This is a genomic window from Vibrio sp. YT-19(2023), from assembly GCF_033337395.1.
Map to the genome: position 1 here is coordinate 1 of NZ_JAWOQN010000728.1, position 609 is coordinate 609.

Consider the following 609-nt stretch of genomic DNA (forward strand, 5'->3'; position numbering starts at 1 on the left):
GACGAGTTTCGTGATCGAGCAGATCGAATACTTCTTCGACCAGATAATCCCACAAATGCGCGTGATTGAACTGCGATACCGACTCGACGGTTTGCGCCAATGTGCGGTTTTGATGTTGGGCTTGCAGCGCGATCAACTGCATCGCAGATGGCCAACCTTCCACGTAGGTTCTTAGGCTGTTCGCCATGTCTTCATCAATGCCATCGGCAATGCGTTGGTTAAAGAAGCGGGTGGTTTCTTCAGTATCAAACGCCAACATTTCGTTGCCGATTTCGATCATTAAATCGCGCACACGCAAGTTTGCCGTGCCCAGAGGTGGCGCTGCACGGCTGGTGACGACAACCGTTAAGTTGTCTGGCATGTGCTTGAGGAAGAAACGCATGGATTCATGAATTTCATCATTGGTGATCAAGTGGTAGTCATCGAGTACCACGTAGCACTCTTGATGAAAATCTGCCATTTCGGCAAATACTTCGCTGAACAGGGAACGTAAAGAGGAAATCTGGCGCTTTTCGGCCAGCTTTTGCGCATTTGAGCAGCTGAAGTTGGTCGCTTTGTTCAGCGCTTGGAGTAAATAGTTGACGAAACGAAAGCCATCATTGTCACTGT

1 pseudogene is annotated in these 609 nt (G+C 48.9%); it reads right to left on the minus strand.

The annotated features are described in order from the left end of the window. Positions 1-609 (minus strand): annotated as a pseudogene (locus R7E78_RS28145) (transcriptional regulator MalT); the annotation flags it as partial.